The organism is Phenylobacterium sp., from assembly GCF_036677185.1.
Classification (GTDB): Bacteria; Pseudomonadota; Alphaproteobacteria; order Caulobacterales; family Caulobacteraceae; genus Phenylobacterium.
Window position 1 is genome coordinate 177,365 of sequence record NZ_JAKFEN010000013.1, and the last position, 18,826, is coordinate 196,190.

The 18,826-nt window shown below is 66.9% G+C and carries 10 protein-coding genes; 7 read left to right on the forward strand and 3 right to left on the reverse strand.

Features of this window, described 5'->3' with window-relative positions:
* The first annotated feature begins 223 nt into the window (after positions 1–223).
* The 5 genes from V6M51_RS04515 (at position 224) to V6M51_RS04535 (ending at position 9,620) form a co-directional block, all read left to right on the forward strand.
* Complete coding sequence (locus V6M51_RS04515) at positions 224–2,770, forward strand: TonB-dependent receptor (RefSeq protein WP_332765005.1); 2,547 nt, start codon at positions 224–226, stop codon at positions 2,768–2,770.
* A 477-nt stretch (positions 2,771–3,247) separates the two neighbouring features.
* Positions 3,248–4,762, forward strand: a complete 1,515-nt coding sequence (locus V6M51_RS04520) for an MFS transporter (RefSeq protein WP_332765007.1) — start codon at positions 3,248–3,250, stop codon at positions 4,760–4,762.
* A gap of 16 nt (positions 4,763–4,778) precedes the next feature.
* A complete protein-coding gene (locus tag V6M51_RS04525) occupies positions 4,779–6,311 on the forward strand; it encodes an MFS transporter (protein ID WP_332765009.1) in 1,533 nt (510 codons plus the stop codon).
* A 251-nt stretch (positions 6,312–6,562) separates the two neighbouring features.
* Positions 6,563–8,062 carry an MFS transporter gene (locus V6M51_RS04530; protein ID WP_332701529.1) on the forward strand — a complete coding sequence of 500 codons (1,500 nt, stop codon included), beginning with the start codon at positions 6,563–6,565 and terminating at the stop codon, positions 8,060–8,062.
* 94 nt (positions 8,063–8,156) lie between these two features.
* Positions 8,157–9,620, forward strand: coding sequence for an MFS transporter (locus tag V6M51_RS04535; RefSeq protein ID WP_332765011.1), 1,464 nt, complete (start codon positions 8,157–8,159; stop codon positions 9,618–9,620).
* A gap of 36 nt (positions 9,621–9,656) precedes the next feature.
* On the opposite strand, the gene V6M51_RS04540 is transcribed toward V6M51_RS04535, so the two are convergent.
* The 3 genes from V6M51_RS04540 to V6M51_RS04550 form a co-directional block, all read right to left on the reverse strand.
* Positions 9,657–11,066 (reverse strand): TadE/TadG family type IV pilus assembly protein, encoded by a 1,410-nt coding sequence (locus tag V6M51_RS04540; RefSeq protein WP_332765013.1) that lies wholly within the window; start codon positions 11,064–11,066, stop codon positions 9,657–9,659.
* A gap of 128 nt (positions 11,067–11,194) precedes the next feature.
* On the reverse strand, positions 11,195–12,994 hold the full coding sequence (locus V6M51_RS04545; RefSeq protein WP_332765015.1) for a M2 family metallopeptidase: 1,800 nt from the start codon (positions 12,992–12,994) through the stop codon (positions 11,195–11,197).
* Positions 12,995–13,092: 98 nt separating this feature from the next.
* Positions 13,093–13,266 (reverse strand): hypothetical protein, encoded by a 174-nt coding sequence (locus V6M51_RS04550; RefSeq protein WP_332765016.1) that lies wholly within the window; start codon positions 13,264–13,266, stop codon positions 13,093–13,095.
* A 158-nt stretch (positions 13,267–13,424) separates the two neighbouring features.
* Here V6M51_RS04550 and V6M51_RS04555 point away from each other — a divergent pair, with 158 nt between their 5' ends.
* On the forward strand, positions 13,425–13,574 hold the full coding sequence (locus tag V6M51_RS04555) for an aldehyde dehydrogenase family protein (protein WP_332765017.1): 150 nt from the start codon (positions 13,425–13,427) through the stop codon (positions 13,572–13,574).
* 74 nt (positions 13,575–13,648) lie between these two features.
* Positions 13,649–18,694, forward strand: coding sequence for an alpha-2-macroglobulin family protein (locus V6M51_RS04560; RefSeq protein WP_332765018.1), 5,046 nt, complete (start codon positions 13,649–13,651; stop codon positions 18,692–18,694).
* Positions 18,695–18,826 lie beyond the last annotated feature (132 nt).

The window sequence follows — 18,826 nt, forward strand, 5'->3', positions numbered from 1 at the left end:
TCCGATTCCAGGCGCGCGGGCCCTTTGCTTTTCAGGCTCGACACAATCTCCATTGACGCCTGGTCGACCATACCCCACCCTCGAAAAAACGCAGTAATCGCGTGGCCTAGAGAGCCGTTGTCGGGGAGGACAATCGATGCGTCAGAGACTTCATCTCATGGCCACAAGTGCGTTGGCCGCTACAATCTTTACGGGCGCCGCACACGCGCAAACAGTCGGCGGTGTGACGACGATCGAGGAACTGGTCATCACGGCCGAGAAGCGCGAACAAAGCCTTCAAGACGTGCCGGTCGCAGTCTCCGCCTTCACCTCCGAAGCGCGCGACCTGGTGGGGATCAACTCCGTCCAGGACATGACCAACTTCACGCCTGGGTTGACCTACAACAACTCGGGGGACCGCATCACGCTGCGGGGCATCGGCCGTATTTCCAACGTGCAATCGGCCGACGGGGCCGTAGCCATCTATTCGGACGGCATCTACGAGTCGACGACGTTCCAGGCCAGCAAACCCCCGATGTTCATCGATCGGGTGGAGGTCCTTCGCGGACCGCAGGGCACGCTGTATGGGCGCAACTCCATCGGCGGCGCGATCAATGTCATCTCCAAGCGGCCGACCGAGGAATTCGAGGCCGAGGTCCGCGCCACCGTCGCCAACTACGACTACACCCTCTTCCAGGGCACGGTGTCGGGGCCGCTGTCGGACAGCCTGCGCTTCCGTTTCAATGCGAGCTGGGAGAAGCAGCGCGACGGCTGGTTCGACAACATCGTCCCGGGGATGCCCGACGAGGGCAACGTCATTGACCAGAACTATACCGAACTCCAGCTCGACATGGACTTCGGGGAGAACCTCGAGGGATGGTTCAAGATCACGCGCTACGAGTGGAACAACGGCGGCGGCGGCCTGGGCGGCCGCGCGGCCTATACGCCCTCGCCCTACAACACCACCCAGGAAGCGCCTTCGATCTTCTACCTGAACCAGGGCTATGCGTTCAGCGGCCAGGTGGGCGGCGTGGTCAATCCGTCCGGGACCTCGGTCAATCCGGCGATCAACGATCCGCGCAAGTTCGCCACCAACACCCCTTCGACGGTGAGCGTGGATGACACCTTCTTCGTGGCGACGGAATTCACCTACCACATGGAAAACATGGACCTGCGCTATATCGGCGGCGGGGCGAAGTACCACTACACCCTGATCGCCGACAACGATAACGGGCCGGTCGACTCCTATGTCGTGCCGCTCACCGGAACCGGGACCTGCTCGGCCTTCCTGGTCTCGATCGGCGCCTGCACGCCGCTGACCATCTTCCCCAAGGCGATCACCAACTACCAGGAAGACAAGCGCTGGATCAGCCACGAGCTGAACCTGACCTCTACCCACGACGGCGACTTCCAGTGGCTGGCCGGCGCCTACTTCTACTATGAGCACTACAAGCAGCCGGTCTCGGTGCAGCTTCCCAACCAGCCGCAGTTCGCCGCCCCGGTGAACGGGCCGCGCAATCTGCAGCGCTACTGGTACGACACCCGTCCGGAGTTCAAGGATCGCTCCTACGCGGTCTTCGGCCAGATCGACTGGCAATTCACCGAGACCCTGAAGCTGACGGCCGGCCTGCGCTATTCGCACGACCACAAGTTCGGTCAGGAGGAGGCGCGGCTGATCTGCTTCGCCCTCGCCGCCTGCGGGACCTCGCCGCAGCTCCTGGGCAGCTTCACCCCCGCCGTCGACATCACCGCCGCGGCGGTGGGTTCGGGCCGCCGGGCCGACGGCACGCTGCTGCCTGGCGTGGCCGTCGCCACGGTCATCGATCCGGTCAGCGGCCTGGCCAAGCGGATCCTCGACGCGTCCTGGCAGGCGACCACCGGCACCATCGGCGTCGACTGGAAACCCAACGACGACATCCTGGCCTACGCCAAGTTCAGCCGCGGCTACAAGGCGGGCGGCTTCAACTCCGGCATCGTCGCTCCGGTCGTGACCAACCCCTTCACCGACAAGGAAAGCAACAACGCCTACGAACTCGGCGTGAAGTGGAATTTCGCCCGGACGTTCCAGGCCAACATCTCGGCCTTCTACTACGACTACGAGAACTTCCAGGCCCCGGTGACCATCGTCAACAACACCGGCGCGGTCGGCACCGCCCAGACCCTGTTCTACAACATCCCCAAGGCCATCTCGAAGGGCTTCGAGATCGAGGCGATCTGGACGCCGATCGACCATCTGCGGCTACTGGCCACCTATGCCTATAACGACGCCTATATCGACGAGGCCTCGGGCATCGTCGACTCCACCGACCCGACCGCCGTCGCGCCCGGCGCGCGGCCCAGCGGACCGCCCAGCCCGACCACAGACATCTATACCGGCCGCAAGGAACAGGGTCAGGACCTCAGCGGCAACTCCCTGCCGCAGGCGCCGAAGAACAAGTTCGCGCTGAACGCCCTCTACACCTGGGAGTTCTCGCCCGGGACGCTGATGGCCTCGGCCAGCTACATCTACCGGGACAAGATGTACGGCTCGATCTTCACCCGCTCCTACAACGAGTCCCCGTCCTGGGATCAGGTCGACCTGCGCCTGACCTGGACCGACGCCGACGACCGCTACACGATCATCGCCTACGGCAAGAATATCTTCGACGACCTCGGCTATTACGAGGGCGCCACCTCCACCCGCCGGGCCGGGATCAACCCCGCCGTCGGCCCGGTGGTCCAGGGGATCAACACCACCTACGGCCTTACCCCGCCCCGCACGTTCGGGGTGGAGGTCCAGTACCGCTTCTAGGCTTCGTTCGCGAAGGTTCCACGGGCGCGCCGGTCTCCGGCGCGCCCGTTTTGCTGTCCGCTTGACGCCGGTTTCTTGCGCCCGGAATGTTTTACGAACATTCCGGTCCGCGGCGGCCACGCCTTGCGGTGTCGGGCCTGGGCGAAGGCCTTTGTGTCAGGAATGTAAGATCAAAATCGTTGACGGTACGGAACAGGTCCCGCAGGTTTCCGCCATAGAAACTTGGACGCTGCGCCGCGCTTCAACGAGCCGGTCTGGCGACCGCCAATGAATTTGTCCGCGCGGTCGGCCGCGCGGCGGGAGGAGCGCATTGGATCGCGGTCGCCACGCGCCGATCGTCCGTGGCCCCATCGCCGGGCCCGCCGTCCAACCGACTCCGATTTTCGACCAAACGACTTTTGAACGCGCCGCCGCTTGGCGCAGCCGGCCGCCGTCGTTTTCGGGATGCGGCCGGAGCCATTACGCCTGGAGACCCGCATGACCGCGACGGCGACCATCATCGACCGCCCGCCCCTCGGCTTCGCCACCAAGCTGCTCTACGCCGTGGGATCCGTCGCCAGCGCCGTCAAGCTCCGCAGCCTCTCCACCTTCCTGATGATCTTCTACAATCAGGTGGTCGGCCTGCCCCCGGCGAGGGTCACCTTCGTCCTGATGATCGCGCTGACCTTCGACGCCATCGTCGATCCGTTGATCGGCCAGACGTCCGACAACTTCAAATCCAAGCTCGGGCGGCGCCATCCGTTCATGTACGCCGCGGCCATTCCGTTCTCGCTGGCCTTCTTCATGTTGTGGAACCCGCCCCAGGGCTGGAGCGACGACGCCCTGGTCGGCTACCTGCTGGCCTGCCTTCTGACCCTGAGATTCTTCGACACCTTCTTCGAGCTGCCGCACAGCGCCCTGGCCCCTGAACTGGCCAAGGACTACCACGAGCGCACCAGCCTAATTTCCATGCGCATGCTGTTCGCCGTGATCGGCGGCCTCGGCATGACGATCATGGCCTACAAGGTCTTCCTCAAGGAGAACCCGGACGGCTCGGGCGGGGTGCTCGCCCGCGACGGCTACTTCGCCTATTCGCTGACCGCCGCGATCCTCGTCTTCACCGCGATCCTGGTGTCGACCCGAGGCACGCAGAACCAGATTCCGTATCTTCGCGCGGCGCCCACCCGAAAGGTCACGTTCAAGGCCATGGCCCGGGAAGTGGCCCACACGCTCAACAACCGCGCCTTCGTGGTCGCCACCCTGACCGGCATGTGCATCGCCATCGCCGCCGGCGCGCGAGGCGGGCTGGAAATCTATTTCGGCCTCTATTTCTGGGAATTGACCCAGGGCCAACTCGCCATGCTGACCACGATCAGCGTGGCGGGCAGCGCCGTCGGCGTCATGCTGGCGCCCCGGATCGCCAAGCGGATGGGAAAGAAGTACGGCGCGATCACGATGTTCGCCAGCGCCCTGGTGGTCGGGATTTCGCCGGTGGTGGCGCGGCTGTTCGGGCTGCTGCCACCCAACGGAACCGACATCCTGTTCGCCCTGCTGATCGCCGAGACCTTCGTGAACACCGGGCTCGCCGCCGCGACCGGCGTGATGCTGCTGTCCCTGGTCGCCGACGTCATCGAGGACGCCGAGGTCAAGACCGGCCGACGATCCGAAGGCCTGCTGCTTTCAGCCGACAACCTGTTCAAGAAGGTCGTCTCGGGGGTCGGCGTGTTCATCGCCGGCGCCATGCTGACCTTCATCAACTTCCCGGAGAACGCCCGGCGCGGGCAGGTCGACCCGGACGTCATCCAGCACCTGGGCCTGGTCTATATCCCCACGGTCGGCCTGCTTTACGGCCTGGGCATCGTGTGTCTGTTCGCCTTCAACATCGACAAGACCAAGCACGAGGACAACCTCCGCCGCCTGCGCGAGACGGCCGAGCAGGCCGGAACGATCGAGGAGGCGTCCGGGGCGACCGGCGTGGCCGGCGGCGTCGCGCCGCTGGGCTCCAAGGCCTAGATCCGGAGCCACGATCATGACCGACGCCGTCGCCGGCCTGCCGCCGCGCCCGCCCATCGTCCTGCGCACCAAGGTCCTCTACGGCCTGGGGGCGGCGGCCAACATCATCAAGCAGCGCGGGATCACCACCTTCCTGCTGCTGTTCTACAATCAGGTCGTGGGCCTGCCGCCGGCCATGGTGTCGACGGCGATCATGATCGCCCTGATCTTCGACGCGTTCGTCGATCCGACCATCGGCCAGATCTCGGACAACACCCGCTCCCGCTGGGGCCGGCGCCATCCGTTCATGTACGCCGCGGCCTTGCCGGTCTCGATCGCCTTCTACCTGATCTGGAATCCGCCGGTCGGCTGGGAGAACGAGGCGCTGTTCGGCTACATGCTGGTCTGTCTGCTGACCATCCGGCTGTTCGACACCTTCTTCGAGCTGCCGTCCTCGGCCCTGCTGGCGGAACTGACCGCCGACTACGACGAGCGGACCAGCATTATCGCCATCCGCTCGTTCTGCGGCGTGGCCGGCGGGTTGATCATGCAGCTCCTAGTCTATCAGGTCTTCCTCAAGAAGAACGCCGATGGGACGGGGGGCCTGCTGGAGCGCGACGGCTGGCAGCTCTATTCCATCGTCGCGGCGATCACGATCTTCACCATCATCCTGATCTCCAGCGCCGGCACGCACCACCAGATCCCCTATCTGCGCAAGCCGCCGACCCGGAAGATCACCATCCCCGCCATGCTGCGCGAGGTGGGCGCGACCCTGAACAACCGCTCCTTCGTGGTGCTGACCATCTCCGGCATGTTCATGAACGTGTCGCTGGGCCTCAAGACGGCGCTGGAGCTCTATTTCAATCTCTATTTCTGGGGCCTGACCCAGGGCCAGTTGGCGATCATGACCGTCACCGGGGTGGTGGCCAGCATCGCGGGCGTCACCCTGGCGCCGATCATCGCCGGCAAGATCGGCAAGCGCTACGCGGCCATCACCATGTTCTTCGGCGCGGTGGTCGCCCTGCTGCTGCCCATCGGCCTGCGCATCCTGGGGGTCATGCCGCCGAACGGCACGCCGCTGCTGTTCGGCATCCTGATCGTGGACTTCATGGCCAACGGGATCATGGCGATCATGACCGGGGTGATGCTGCAGTCGATGATCGCCGACGTGGTGGAGGACAGCGAAGTCAAAACCGGGCGCCGGTCGGAGGGCCTGCTGTTCTCGGCCGACAACCTGTTCAAGAAGATCGTCTCGGGCGTGGGGGTCTTCGTCTCGGGGGTGCTGCTGACCTTCGTGGCCTTCCCGCAGGGGGCCAAGCCGAACGAAGTCGATCCAGAGCTGCTGCGCAACCTGGCGCTCATCTACCTGCCGACCATCGGCGGCTTCTACGCCGTCGCGATCAGCTGCCTGTTCCTCTACAAGATCGACAAGTCGGTCCACGAGGACAACCTGCGCAAGCTGGCGCAGGGCGCGCTCGACGCCCGCACCACCGACGCCCAGATCGAGACCGGAGCGCCAGCCGCGACCGGCCCCGCGGGCGATCTGAGCCCGGTGGTCCCACGCCCCTGAACCGCGCCGGAGGCCAGAGCGTGACAGCCTGCAGTGGTTACCGGTTCAGGCGGCCGTCACGCTCTAGACTTTTGAAGATCGACCCTTTTCGTCCATCCAGGTGATCGCGCCAGAACGGAAAGGGGCTGGCGCGCGGTTTCGCCGCGTTCACAATTTTTCCCTTTTCGAACCGGCGTTTTGCCGCGAATGTCGTACCGAAAATTCGAAGGGCATGCGGCTTGAACCGTAGCCACAGGGAAGAAGAAACGCCCATGTCCGATATCGCCGCAGGCGCCACGAATCTCGTCCCGGCCCCGGCCAAGCTGGGCGTCCCCACCAAGGTGCTCTACGGCTTCGGCTCTGTGGCCTTCGGGGTCGCGAGCCTCGGGCTCTCGTCCTCCCTGCTGCAGCCCTATCTGAACCGGGTCATCGGCTTGCCCGCCCTATGGGTGGGGACGGCGATCATGCTGTCGCTGATGCTGGACGCGGTGATCGATCCCGGCATCGGCCGCTGGTCGGACAAGTTGCGCACCCGCTGGGGTCGGCGCCACCCGTTGATGTACGCCGCGGTCCCCCTGGTGGCCATGGCCTGCCTCGGCTTCTGGAACTCGCCGGCCGACTGGCCGCTGGAAGCGACCGGGCTTTACCTGATCGGCATGCTGGTGCTGCTGCGACTCTGCGTCAGTCTGTACGAGGTGCCCAGCGCGGCTCTCGCCCCCGAGCTGACCACCGACTACCACCAGCGCACCAGCCTGTTCGGCTACCGCTACTTCTTCGGCGTGGTCGGCGGCCTGGGCATGAACGTGGTGCTCTACCAGGTCTTCCTGAGCCCCGCGGCCGGCGGGGTGCTGAACCGCGGCGCCTATGCCCAGTACGGCCTGCTGGCGGCCGCGGTGATGGCGACTTCGATCCTGGTTTCGGCCCTCGGCACGCACAGTCAGATCCCGCGCCTCAGCAGGCCGGCGGTGCGCCAGATCAGTTTCCGCGCGGCGGTGAAAGAGGTCGTCAGCACCCTAAGCAACCGTTCCCTGGTGGTGGTCATGCTGTCGGGCCTCTGCTCGGGCATCGGCACCGGGATGAGCTACGCGCTCAGCCAGTATTTCTATCTGGAGCTCTGGGGCCTCTCGGCCGCTCAGATTTCCTACCTGTCCGTGGCCGGCGCCTTGGCCTCGATCAGCGCCATCCTGATCGCCGGGCCGGCCTCCAAGGCGCTGGGCAAGAAGAACGCGATGCTGGTGCTGTTCTCCGCCTACTGGGCGACCTCGCTCCTGCCGCTGACCCTCAAGCTGGCGGGCCTGATGCCGCCCAACAATTCGCCGGCCGTGTTCCTGTTCCTGCTGGCGGACGGCTTCATCTACACGACCCTGGTGGTGGCCGGCCTGATCATCGTCTCCTCGATGATCGCCGACGTGGTGGAGGATGCGGCGGTGAAGACCGGGGTGCGCTCCGAGGGCCTGCTGTTCGCCGCCAACGGCCTGCTGCCCAAGTTCACCGCCGGCATCGGGGTGTTCGTGGCCGGCCTGCTGCTGACCCTCGTGCAGTTCCCGACCAATGCGGGCCAGGGGTCGGTGGACCCGGCGATCATGCTGAGGCTCGTCTCGATCTACCTGCCTGTCATCGCCGTCATGAATGGGCTGTCGGTCCTGGTGCTGGTCTTCTATCGCATCGACCAGAACACCCATGAGCAGAACCTCGCCACCCTGAAGGAAGCCGCCGCGGATCTCGAGAAGGCTTCCGAAGTCGCGCCGGACCTGATCCCGCCCCGCGCCTAGCGACTCCTTGTTACGATTTACATCGTATAACATAATTGCGTCGACGGCGGCCGAGCGCTGAGGAGCCGTCCGACGAGCCTCGGAGGAAACTGCCTTGCCCCCACCCGCCCCGACCGCGTCCGGCAAGCTCAGCATCCCCACCAAGCTCTTCTACGGCTTCGGCTCGGTGGCCTTCGGGGTGAAGGACCAGGGGTTCTCTTACCTGCTGCTGATCTTCTACAATCAGGTGGTCGGGCTGCCGTCGGCGACGGTGGGCCTGGCGATCATGGTCGCCCTGCTGTTCGACTCGCTGCTCGACCCGATCATGGGCCAGGTGTCGGACAACTGGCGCTCCAAATGGGGCCGCCGCCATCCCTTCATGTACGCCGCCGCCATCCCGGTGGCGGTCTCCTACCTGCTGCTCTGGAACCCGCCCAACTGGTCGCACGAGGCGCTGTTCTTCTACCTCATCGTGGTCGCCATCGTGATCCGCAGCTTCATCACCATGTACGAGATCCCCTCCTCGGCCCTCGCACCTGAGCTGACCACCGACTACGACGAGCGCACCAAGGTTCTCTCCTACCGCTATTTCTTCGGCTGGTTCGGCGGGCTGACCATGACGGTCCTGGCCCTGCAGGTCTTCCTCAAGCCGGACGCCACCCACCCGGTCGGCCAGCTCAATCCGGCGGGCTATCAGGTCTACGCCCTGGTCGCCTCGGCGATCATGTTCGGCGCGATCATGATCTCGGCCATGGGCACCCACAAACACATCGCCAGGTTCAAGACGCCCCCCGTCCGGAAGATCTCGATCGGTCAGCTGGCCAAGGAGATGTTCAGCACCCTCACCCACCAGTCGTTCTTGGTGCTCATGGGCGCGGGACTGTTCAACGCCATGGCCCAGGGTCTGGTCCTGTCGCTAAGCCTCTATTTCAACACCTATTTCTGGGAGCTGTCGGCGGGTCAGGTCGCCTTCCTGGCCGCCGGTAACTTTGTCTCGGCGGCGCTCGCCTTCGCCCTGGCCGCGCCGCTCTCCAAACGGCTGGGCAAGAAGCCGGCGGCCCAGCTCACCAAGGTGCTGGCCTTCGTGATCTCGTTCATCCCCATCGGCCTGCGGCTGTTCGACGTCTTCCCGGCCAATGGCGCGCCGGCGGTGATCCCGATCCTGTTCCTGCAGACCATCTTGTCGACGGCCTTCTCGATCATCGCCTCGATCCTGATCTCGTCGATGATCGCCGACGTCGTGGAGGACTCGGAGCTGCGCACCGGTCGCCGGTCGGAGGGCCTGTTCTTCTCGGCCGCGGCCTTCGTGGCCAAGGCGGTCTCGGGCGTCGGCATCTTCGCCTCGAGCATGATCCTGGTGTTCGTCGGCTTCCCGCAGGGCGCCAAGCCCGGCCAGGTGCCGATCGACGTGATCCGCGAACTGGGGGTGGTCTATCTGATCGTCCTGGCGGCGCTCTACGGCGCGGCGATCACCTGCGTCTCACTCTACCGCATCACCCGCGCGGGCCACGCCGAGACCCTGAGCCGGCTCGCCGCGGCGGCGGCCAAGGAAGGCGAAGGCCCCGCCCACATTTCGTAGGCGAGGCCCCGAAGTTCAGACTGGAGGGTCTGTCGGCTATTTCGCGAGGCGCAGGGAGTTGATGTCCTGGCCGATGGCCTTGAAAGCGTCCTTCAGGGCCGCGCCGCTGCCAGGGAGGTAGACGTGCTTTTCGTCGGTGGCGCAGGAGTTCATGACATCGACGGCGCTCGCATTGCCGCCCAGCGCGAACCCGACTGTGTAAACGATCACCCCCTGAGCCTTCATATTGGTGCAGAGCGTCTTGGCCTGGGTGAAGGCGCTGCCGTTCGAGGCGTTGCAGTTGATCTTTTCGGAGTTGCCGTTGCCAGTCGATTCCCGGGAAACCACGCCCTTACAGTATTGGGTGTTGAACTCGCCGTCGGTCATCAGGATGACCACCTTCAGCAGGTCGTCCGTCCCATAGGCGGCGGGTCTGCTCGCGGTCGGCCACAGGTAGGCGAAGTTCGGCGAGACCATGTACCAGCCCCAGGCCAGGCCGATATGACCGGCGGTCACGCCGGTGGCGGTGAAGCCGTTGATCTTGTTCTTCAGTGTCGTCTTGTTCGTGCTCAGCGGCTCGATCGCCGACACGGCCGTGCAGGCGCTGGTCGAGGACTGGTAGTTGTGGCCGACCAGGGCGGTGGACGGCGCGACGTCGGTATAGGCGTTGGCGCCCGTCCGCTCCGTCACGCAGGTGTTGATCGGCCAGGCGCTGGTGTTGGTCAGGACCGTGCCGTCGTTCTTCGTGAACTTGAACTTCGAATACGGCGGCGACGTGTTTGTGCCCCCGGTTGGGTTCGTGCCCGACTTCGGCGTGCCCCGCACCGAATTGGCGTAGGTGCTGCTGACATTGACCGCCATCGAATAGGGAACGATGGCCATCTTGGAGTAGTAGGGCGTCTGGATGTCCTGGACGACGATGTCGACCAGGTCCTTGGCCGCGGTCTTCATGTCGGTCAGTTTCTGGCCGCTCATCGAGCCGGTGGTGTCGAGCACCAGGGCGACCTCGACATGGTTCGAATTGCGGACCACTTCGGAGGTGGCGCGGAGGTTCTGCTGGTTCCAGATCTGCGGCGAGATGCCGGGCGGGGTGATGGCCGCGGAGCTGACGACCTTGACGCCGTCCAGCACGAAGTTGGATTCGACGATGTTCTCGCCCTCGGGCAGGACCAGGTTGGCGATCAGGGCCGCGTCGCCGATCGAGTCGATCTCAGCCGTGGTGGTCGCCGAGGACCGGGCCGCATAGAGCGTGGCCGTGTCGAGGGCGTCCTGCAGCTGACCGCGTTGGGTGGTGCTGATGTAGACGTCGACCAAGCCCAGCGTCATCGGCGTGAGCATCAGCAGGGCCACGGCGAAGAACACCGCCGAGGCGCCGCCTTCGTCGCGGGTCATGCGCCGGGCGAAACCGATCACGGTCCTGCCGAAGCGGGCGAGGCGCCCGCGGATTTGGTTCGAATTCGTGTCCACGCCCGGACCCCCGCTCGTAGGATTCGAGCGAAATTGACAGGTCAGCGTAAACAAACGGGCGCCGGACAAGGTGAATCAAAAACTATTGTCCAGCGCACTGAAGGCGAAACGGACCCCGGGCTAGGCCCTCACCAGCCGCATTTCTCGCCCTTGTTCTGGGCGGTCAGCCAGATGTTCAGCGGCTTGAAATAGTCGGCCACGGCGCTGGCGTCAGTCTTGGTCTCGCCGGTGAAAGCCGCCAGTTCTTCCGGCCACGGCTTGGAGGCGCCCATCTCCATCATGGCGTTGAATTTCGCGCCCACCTCCTTCTGTCCGTAGACCGAGCACCGGTGCAGCGGACCTTTCCAGCCCATCTGGCGGCAGGCCGCGCGCTGGAACTGGAACTGGTAGATGTGGGCCAGGAAGTAGCGGGTGTAGGGCACATTGCCGGGCACGTGATATTTCGCGCCGGGATCGAAGGCGTCGGCGGGGCGCGGTCCGGGCGGGACAAGGCCCTGATACTGCAGCCGCAGCTTCAGCCAGTCGTCATTGTAGCGCTCCGGCGTGGTCTGGCCGGAAAACACCTGCCAGCGCCAGCGGTCGACCATCAGGCCGAAGGGCAGGAAGGCGATCTTGTCGAGCGCCATCTTCAGCAGGAACGGGATGTCCTCCTCGACGCCGGGGACCTTCTCCAGCAGCCCGATCTGGTTGAGATAGGTGGGCGTGGTGGCCGAGAGCGCCGCGAAGTCGCCGATCGCCTCGTGGAACCCGTCGTTCGCCCCGTTCTTGAACAGGAACGGCTGATCCTTGTAGGCGCGCTGGTAGTAGTTGTGGCCCAGCTCGTGGTGCACGGTGCGGAAGTCGTCGGCGTTGACCTTGGTGCACATCTTGATGCGGATGTCGTCGCGGTCGTCCAGGTCCCAGGCCGAGGCATGGCAGACCACCTCGCGGTCACGCGGACGCGTGATCATCGAGCGCTCCCAGAAGGTCTGCGGCAAGGGCGTCAGGCCGAGCGACGAGTAGAAACCCTCGCCGGTCTTGACCATCTTCACAGGGTCGTAGCCGTGACCCTCTAGCAGCTTGTCCAGGTTGTAGCTCGAGGTCGCCGTCTTCGGCTGGACCACGTCATAGATGTTGCCCCACTGCTGGGCCCACATGTTGCCCAGCAGGTCGGCGCGGATCGGGCCGCTGCGCTTCTGGACCGCGTCGCCGTACTTTTCGTTCAGCCGGGCGCGCACATAGCAGTGCAGGTTCTTGTAGAAGGGCTCCACCTGCTTCCACAGCCGGTCGGTCTCGGCGCCGAAGGCGTCGGGGTCCATGTCGTAGTTGGAGCGCCACAGGGCGCCGGTATCCTTGAAGCCCAGGCCCTGGGCGCCCTCGTTGGAGAGCGCCGCCAGCTTGGCGTAGTCCGGGCGCATCACCGGCGAGATCGAGTGCCAGCCCTCCCACACCGCCTTCAGCTCGGCCGGGTCGCGGCTGGCCCCCAGGATGTCCTCGGCGTCGTTCAGGGTCAGGGTCTTGCCGCCATGCTGGAACTTGCCGCTGGAATAGGTGGAGTCCAGCTTGGTCGAGAGGGTGGCGAGCTCGGCCGCCGCGCCGGGCCGGTCGGGCGCGGGCGACACCAGATAGAGCTTCAGCAGCTTCAGCTTGCGTGCCGTGACCGGATCGACCGCGACCCCGTCATACTTGGCGGCCTGTTTGGCGTAGCGGGTGACCAGCTCATTCTGCTCGCCGGTGGCCTTGGCCTCCAGCCACTGGGTGTCCTCGGTGATGTAGGTGGCGCGCACCCAGGAGGACTTGGCGACGTATTCGTTGAACGCCGCCAGCTCGGCCTCGGCCTTGTCGACGAAGGCCTTGGCCTCGGCGGGTGTCGGCTTGGCGTCTTGCGCGGCGGCGGGCGCGAAGGCCAGCAGGGCGACCGCCGTGGCGGTCAGCAACTTCGATTTCATGACGACGGACGTTCCTGGACGGGGGCGCGCGAAGCACGCTTCTGACCGGGACTGGACCGCTGGGAGACGGGATCGTCAAGGGAGGGTGGGGGCGAGCCTTAGGCGCGAAGCTCCGAGGCCGCACGCGCGATCGCCGATTCCACGGCCGCCTGGGCGCCGGACTGGCTCAGGTCCGTCCCCTGGGCGACGGTCTCGCCCTCTTCGTCGACGATGCGCCAGGCCCAACCGGCCTCGGCGTGGGACAGGGAATAGGCGAACGGCTTTTCCGTCACAAGCGCCTCCAGAACTCATGCTGCAATGCGGCATATGTCGACAATAGCAACTCCAACGCCTGTATGAGTCAAGCGTTGCCGGAGACCGCGCCGCAACACGATAATGTTGGCTGCGGCCCTGGAACCGGTTGCCGGAGGCCTCGGGACCTTGCGGGAATATGGGTTGCGTACGGAGGAACCTCGATGAACGACCAAGCCCTGCAAACCCGTTCGGCGGGGTCAAGCAATCGGGCTACGGCCGCGAGGGCTCGGTCTACGGCGTCGACGATTATCCGCAGGTGAAGGCACTGACGCTCGCCCTCCGGTAGCCGTCGTCGATTGACGCCGCCCGGGCTTTCGCGTCCCATCGGCGGTGCGACATTCTGTCAGGCGGGAGGGCCCAATGGCGAGCGACGAGACGCCGAGCGCGCCGACGTCTCGTCTGCGGGCCTGGGCGCAGAAGGTCCGCGCCAGCCGCATCCCCGGCGCGGTGGCGGCCGGCCTGCTGGTGGCGGCCTTCGGCGGCGGCTTCCTGGCGGCCAAGGGGATCGAGGCCTTCACTCAGGCCGAGCCGGCGGTCGCCGCGCCCGGCGCCCAGGGTTGGTCGCTGTTCGGCAAGCCGCGGGGCGCCAATGCGGCGCGGCGCGGCATCCCCAAGCCGGAAGGCTTCGCCGTCTGGCGCAACCGCATCGACACCTCGAAGTCCGAACCCCTGGCCTGCGTGGAACTGACCCGGCCGCTGGACCCCTCCAAGCCCTATGCCGACTTCGTGCTGGTCTCGCCGGATCTCGGCCGCAGCCCGGCCGTCCAGGTCAAGGGCTCTGAGCTCTGCGTCGCCGGCCTGGGCTTCACCGACCGCCGCGTGACCCTGCTGAAGGGCCTGCCGTCCAAGGGCGGCGAGACCCTGGCCGCCAACGCCGATGTCGACTTCACCTTCGGGGAGAAGCCGCCCTATGTGGGCTTTGCGGGCGAGGGCGTGATCCTGCCGCGCGAGGACGCCGACGGGATCGGCATCGAGACGGTCAATGTCAGCCGCCTGCAGATCGAGGTCTGGCGGGTGGTCGACCGCAACCTGGTGCGCAAGTCGATCAGCGCCCCCGACCCCACCGGAGACGGGCAATATTCCGACGACTACGGCTCCGACAGCCCCAATGACGAGGGCCGCGTGGTCTGGAAGGGCGAGGTCGCCGTCCAGACCCAGGGGACCGGCGAGCGGGTGACCACCGTCTTCCCCCTGGGCGCGGTGCTGAAGGAGATGAAGGCCGGCGCCTACGTGGTGAAGGCCCGCGACGCCTCGGGCGGTCGCGGCCTGAAAGCCGGCGAGAACGAAGAGGACGACTACGATCCGAATCCACCGGCCCAGGCGCGACGCTGGGTGGTGTTCACGGACATGGCCCTGGCCGGTTATGACGGGTCCGAGGCGCTGGACGTGGTGGTCCGCTCGCTGAAGAGCGCCAAGACCCTGGCCGGAATCCGCGTGGCCCTGGTGGCGCGCAACGGAGAGGACCTGGCCGAAGCCCGGACCGACGCCCAGGGCCACGTGCGCTTCGACCGCCCGTTGCTCGAAGGTAAGGGCGCGGAAGACGCCAAGATGGTCATGGCCTATGGGCCGCAGGGCGACCTAGCGGTGCTCGACCTCGACCGCGCCCCGGTCGACCTCTCCAAGCAGGGGATAGGCGGGCGGACCGAGGAGGGCGGCGGGACGTCGGGCCGCTCGATCGTCTCGGCCATCGACGGCTATCTCTATGCCGACCGCGGCATCTATCGGCCCGGCGAGACGGTCCACCTCAACGCTCTGCTGCGCGACCGCGAGGCCAAGGCCGTCAAAGACCGCAAGGGCGCCGTCGTGGTGCGGCGGCCCTCGGGCGTGGAGTTCCGGCGCTACCCCTTCGACGGAAGCCCCAACGGCGCGGTGACCGTCGACATCGCCGTGCCTAAGAGCGCGCCGCGCGGGCGCTGGACCGCCAGGCTGGAGATCGAAGGCCTCGACAAGCCGGCCGGCGAGCTTTCGTTCTCGGTGGAGGACTTCGCGCCCCAGCGGCTGGCGGTCACCGTGGTCGGCCAGGAAGCCGTGCCGATGAAGGCCGGCGAGACCCGCAATATCGACGTCAACGCCCGCTTCCTCTACGGCGCGGCCGGCGCCGGGCTGCAGACCCAGGGCGAGGCCCGGCTGCGGGTCGATCCCAACCCCTTCCCGCAATTCGAAGGCTACCAGTGGGGCGACCAGCGCACGCCCTTCGAGGAGAAGTTCCTGGAGATCGGCCAGACCGTCACCGACGGCGACGGCCGCGCGGTCCTGGCCATTTCTTCGGCCGAGGCCGGCGACACGCCCCAGCCCCTGTCTGCGACCTTCACGGCCAGCGTCTTCGAGCCGGGCGGGCGTCCGGTGCGCGAGGGGCTGGACCTCAAGGTCCGCACCAAGCCGCTCTATCTGGGCGTCAAGATCGACCAGGGCGACACCGACTCGCGCGGCGATCCGACCATGCTGCTGGACGTCATCGCCGCCGACGCGGCGGGCAAGCGGATCGCCGCCAAGGGCTCGACCTACAGCCTGGTGGCCGAGAACTGGGACTATGACTGGTTCCAGCAGGACGGCCGCTGGCAGTGGCGGCGCACCAGCCGCGACGTGGTGGTGGCGCGCGGCACGATCAATATCGACGCCGCCAAGCCCGCGCGTATCGCCAAGCGCCTGGGCTGGGGCGACTACCGGCTGGAGCTGACCGGGCCTGGCGGGGCCGCGAGCGTCATCCGCTTCGCCTCCGGCTGGGGCGCCCCGGCCAAGGACGTGGAGGCGCCCGACTTCGTGCGGGTCACGGCGGGCCCCAAGGCCTATGGCCAGGGCGACACGGTCGAGATCACCTTGAAGCCGCCCTATGCCGGCGAGGCTCAGATCGCGGTGGCCACCGACCGGCTGATCGACTTCAAGACCGTCACGGTCGGCAAGAACGGGACGACGGTGCGGCTCAAGACCAACGGCGCCTGGGGCGGCGGGGCCTATGTGCTGGTGAGCGTCATCCAGCCGCGCGATCCGGTGGCCTCGCCCAAGCCGCGCCGCGCGCTCGGCCTGGTCTATGTCCCACTCGATCCCAAGAACCGCAGGCTGGCGGTGGAGATCGACACCCCGACCAAGGTCGACTCCAAGTCCGTGCTGGAGGTGCCGATCACCATCAAGGGCGCGGGCTTCGGCGGCCGCGCGCGGGTGACCCTGGCGGCGGTGGACGAGGGCATCCTGCGCCTCACCCGCTTCGAGAGCCCCGATCCGGTGAAATGGTACTTCGGCAAGCGGGCGCTGACCCTCGACTATCGCGACGACTACGGCCGGCTGCTCGACCCAAACCTGGGCGCTCCGGCCAATGTCAGCTTCGGCGCCGACGGCATCGGCGGCGAGGGCCTGACCGTCACCCCGATCAAGACCGTGGCCCTGTGGTCGGGCGTGGTGGAGACCGGCCTGGACGGCAAGGCGGTGATCAAGCTGCCGGCCCCGGACTTCAACGGCGAGCTGCGGCTGATGGCCGTGGCCTGGACCGACACCGCGGTGGGCTCGGCGTCCAAGCCGCTCACCGTGCGCGAGCCGGTGGTGACGGAGCTCTCCCTGCCCCGCTTCCTGGCCCCCGGCGACAAGGCCTTCGCGACCCTCGAACTGCATAATCTTGAGGGCAAGGTCGGGGCCTATGTGGCCGAGCTCACCGCCCAGGGCGGGGTGATCGCGCCCTTCCGCAAGGCCTTCCAACTGGCGCTCGGCCAAAGGATCGCCGAACGGATTCCGTTCAACGCCCCGAGCCGGGCCGGGATCGGCAAGGTGGGCTTCAAGGTCACCGGACCGGGCTTCGCCACCGGCCGAGACTATCCGATCCAGACTCGGTTGGGCTGGAGCCAGATCACCCGGACGACCATCGAACTGCAGCGGGCGGGCGGGTCCTACACGCCGATTCCCGGACTGCTGGCCGGCCTGGCGGCGGGGGACGCCACCCTGCAGGTCAGCTACTCCCCCTTCCGCGGCTTCGACCCCGGGCCGATCGCCCAGGCCCTGTCGCGCTATCCCTATGGCTGCACCGAACAGACCGTGTCAGGCGCCTATCCCCTGCTCTACGCCCAGGAAGTCTCCGCCGATCCGAAGCTGCGGCGGACCTCCGCGGCCCTGAACCAGGCCGTGGGCAAGCTGTTGGACCGCCAGACCCTGGACGGCGCCTTCGGCCTCTGGCGGGTGGGCGACGGCGAGGCCGACGCCTGGCTGGGCGCGTACGCCACCGACTTCCTGATCGAAGCCCAGAAGGCCGGCGCGCCGGCGCCGCAACAGTCCATTGACCGGGCGCTGACCGCGATGCGCCAGATCTCCCGGCCCGAGGGCTGGGCCTCGGTCTCCTACCGGCTGGAATATCCGACCTGGTGGGCGGGCTCGCCGGAGGCCTCGAAAAAGGCCACCACGATCATGCGCAGCCGCGCCTCGGCCTACGCCCTCTATGTCCTGGCCAAGGGCGGCAAGGGCGACCTCGCCCGCCTTCGCTGGTGGCACGACGTCCAGATGAAGACCGAGGCCTCGCCGCTCGCCAAGGCCCAGGTCGGCGCCGGCCTGGCCCTGATGGGCGACCGGGCCCGGGCCCGTTCGGCCTTCCGCCAGGCGGTCCGGTCGCTGGGCTATCGCGAGGAAAGCGACTGGTACCAGAGCCCGCTGCGCGACATCGCCGGGGTCATCGCGCTCGCCTACGAGGCCGGCGAGACCGACCTCGCGAGAAGCCTGCAAGGGCGGCTGGAGAACGCCGTGAAGGACCCCGACGCGCTCAACACCCAGGAACAGGCCCGCCTGTTGCAGGCCGCCCACTGGATGCTTAAGGCGGCCGGTACGATGAGGATCGACGCCACCGGCGCCATCCCTCTGAAGGCCTCGGGCGGCGCGCCGCGCTGGGCCGTGGGCAGGCTAGCGGAGGCGAGGTTCGTCAACGCCGGCTCCGGCGCCCTATGGCGGACGGTGACGGTGACCGGCGCGCCCGTCGCCCCGCCGGCGCCCGTGCAGAATGGCATCACGTTGTCAAAGCGGCTCGTAGGCTTCACCGGGGGGAGCGTCGATCCCTCGGCGCTGCGCCAGGGGGACCGGGTGATCGTGCTCGTCTCCGGCCGTTCGGGCCAGGCCCGCTCCATGGCTCTGGTGGTGGACGACCCCCTGCCGGCCGGGTTCGAGATCGAGACCGTGCTGGGCCCCGACGACGCCCAGAGCGGGCCATTCAAGTTCCTCGGGACCCTGACCGGCGCCGACGTCCAGGAATCCCGCGACGACCGCTACATCGCCGCCCTGGACCTGGAGGGTCACTCCAACTTCGCCTTCGCCTATGTGGCCCGCGCCGTCACGGCGGGTGAGTTCCTGCTGCCGGGGGCGGAAGCCCGCGACATGTACCGGCCGAGTCTCAATGCCCGGACGGCGGCCGGCCGCACGGTGATCGCGCCGGGGCAATGACGACTGGCGATACCTCTTCCTCCCCTGCGCAGCGGGGGAGGGGGACCGCCCGCAGGGTGGTGGAGGGGGCGAGACCGGGCGCTGAGCTTGAGGCCGCCCCCTCCACCGCTTCGCGGTCCCCCTCCCCCGTAA

What these genes read in the sequence shown, in the direction of transcription:
- V6M51_RS04520 (WP_332765007.1), top strand. Translation starts at nt 3,248, where the DNA reads ATGACCGCGACGGCGACCATCATCGACCGCCCGCCCCTCGGCTTCGCC.
- V6M51_RS04525 (WP_332765009.1), top strand. Translation starts at nt 4,779, where the DNA reads ATGACCGACGCCGTCGCCGGCCTGCCGCCGCGCCCGCCCATCGTCCTG.
- V6M51_RS04530 (WP_332701529.1), top strand. Translation starts at nt 6,563, where the DNA reads ATGTCCGATATCGCCGCAGGCGCCACGAATCTCGTCCCGGCCCCGGCC.
- V6M51_RS04545 (WP_332765015.1), bottom strand. Translation starts at nt 12,994, where the DNA reads ATGAAATCGAAGTTGCTGACCGCCACGGCGGTCGCCCTGCTGGCCTTC.
- V6M51_RS04555 (WP_332765017.1), top strand. Translation starts at nt 13,425, where the DNA reads ATGGGTTGCGTACGGAGGAACCTCGATGAACGACCAAGCCCTGCAAAC.
- V6M51_RS04560 (WP_332765018.1), top strand. Translation starts at nt 13,649, where the DNA reads ATGGCGAGCGACGAGACGCCGAGCGCGCCGACGTCTCGTCTGCGGGCC.